The sequence below is a fragment of the Bartonella sp. AP57NXGY genome (assembly GCF_042195805.1).
Lineage (GTDB): Bacteria > Pseudomonadota > Alphaproteobacteria > Rhizobiales > Rhizobiaceae > Bartonella.
Genome location: NZ_JBHIOZ010000218.1, coordinates 1 through 1,913, shown reverse-complemented (window position 1 = coordinate 1,913; position 1,913 = coordinate 1). Strand labels below are relative to the sequence as shown.

1 protein-coding gene is annotated in these 1,913 nt (G+C 32.1%); it reads right to left on the bottom strand.

The genetic code is table 11. From position 1 onward, the window contains the following. Window positions 1-177: 177 nt before the first annotated feature. The gene (locus ACFIL8_RS09635) at window positions 178-330 is read right to left on the bottom strand and encodes a hypothetical protein (RefSeq protein WP_375613550.1); all 153 of its coding nucleotides are present in this window, start codon (window positions 328-330) and stop codon (window positions 178-180) included. Window positions 331-1,913 lie beyond the last annotated feature (1,583 nt).

The following is a 1,913-nucleotide window of genomic DNA, read 5'->3' as shown; positions in this document are numbered from 1 at the left end:
CATTTAGCCCTTGTCTGAAATAACTCAATTTTGGATTGATGAGAACGAAAACGCGCTGCGATAATCACGTTGTTCAGCCCTCATGACCGGCAAAAGGGCGCCAATATTCCTGTACCACCAACGACTAACTAACGGTATTTCTTATCATTTTTGATCATATCCTCCACCCTTATTATTTTAAAATTTATACATTTCATCAACAAGATGTGCGCAGCAAGCCCGTACATCTTCGCTGTTCAGTCTCCATGTACGGCCTGCGTTCTCAGACACAAAATCATCTTTAGCCGAAGCAACTTGATATTGCAGAGCTTGTCTATAAAGCGTATGCACAACTGGTACCCCATAAACATCGTATAGTATATAAAAAACACAATAAAGTCAATATGTTGTTTGCAATTATTTTATAAGAATCCACTTAAGAATCCATACTTTTATACGTGATTCATTTGACCATTTTTTATATAAGATTGCCATGGATGAATAGACTGTAAAAAGCAAATCATGATGCAAATATTATAACGCATGTAAACGTTCAAATGAAATGAAAAGCAGATATCATTCATAACAGTTCATAAATTTTATGGTACGTTTTTATCACAGCACAAATCACATTATTTAAAAATTTAGTCGTTTGAAAATATCGATAACATAAATTGTATAGGTTTAAAAAATGGTATGAGTTTTGCTCTTTTTTGAGCTAAACCTTCAAAGGAATAATCGTTTGAAACGGTCATAAGCTTATAGGTTTAGTTTATAAAGATTGCATAAAAGGATTTAAAGACAAGATCGATTTTATAACCACGGTATTTTTTACCGAGGTAGGAAATAAAGGTCATGAAATTCAAAACGCTATATCTCATGAAATGAAAAGCCTTTTAATGAATAGATTGCAGGCTAGTCTTTAAGAACGGAACTATTCGCTTCCACAAAAAAATGGAGGCAAATAATGCCATGGCAGTAGAATAACTATCTACTTTAGATTTGGTACTAAAAACGTTTTAAAAGTTATAGTTTAAAAATACGAAACCAAATGAGCTCTTTCCAAATTTGGGGGCAGCTATTAAGACAAAGATAAGCAAACAAACTTCAAAACCATTGTAACATCATAAGGTATGGGTTTTTACTTAATTTTGAGTCAAAAGCTGTAATGTTTAAAGAATGCTCTATTCTAAGATAATGCCTCCAAAAATGGACCGGCTAATATTTAAAGAAATTAGGTTTTAATGAAAAGTACAAATACGCTTATGAGAACCTCTTTAAATGCACGTTTAAACGTTTGAAACATAAAATGAGATCTTTATAAGAAACGTTAAAACTTTTTTTTATTACAGTTATAACTTAGTTATCATTTGCTCTTAAGAACGTTTCATTTATGAAAAACGAAGATCTAGATTTCACAGCAGAGCAAAATCTTAAAAACCTTACACTTTATAAAAGCGTTTGTTTATTTATCTTATGAAAAGCTGCTTTTGAAAACCAATGCTTGCGAGCTAAAAAGAACGTTTTTACAAGACATTCACTTAATATGCATTTGCTTTTGATTGGATTGTTAAAGCTACCGAGCGTTTTGATTTGTTTGATACGTTTGATAGCCATAACAAGCGTTTTATAGGCTCTCTCATTCAAATGAGTGAGTAAAAATCGTATGCAACATTTACATTCCTTTTGATAAGTTTTTATATTTCTAATAGAGCGCTTGCAATATGATACGTTTTGTATATATGCATCCATTACTCCATTGTGGATGATTCATTTTAATCAATAAGAAACGCTATTTGAAAGCCGCGTCATATCACTTGACACGGCTTTTTTTTTATGAATGCTATCTTTTATGAGATGTTTATAGCAATGCATTTTATATGCGTTTATACACCATAAAGAAGGCACGCCCCCCACGCCGTTCTTTATTCTGT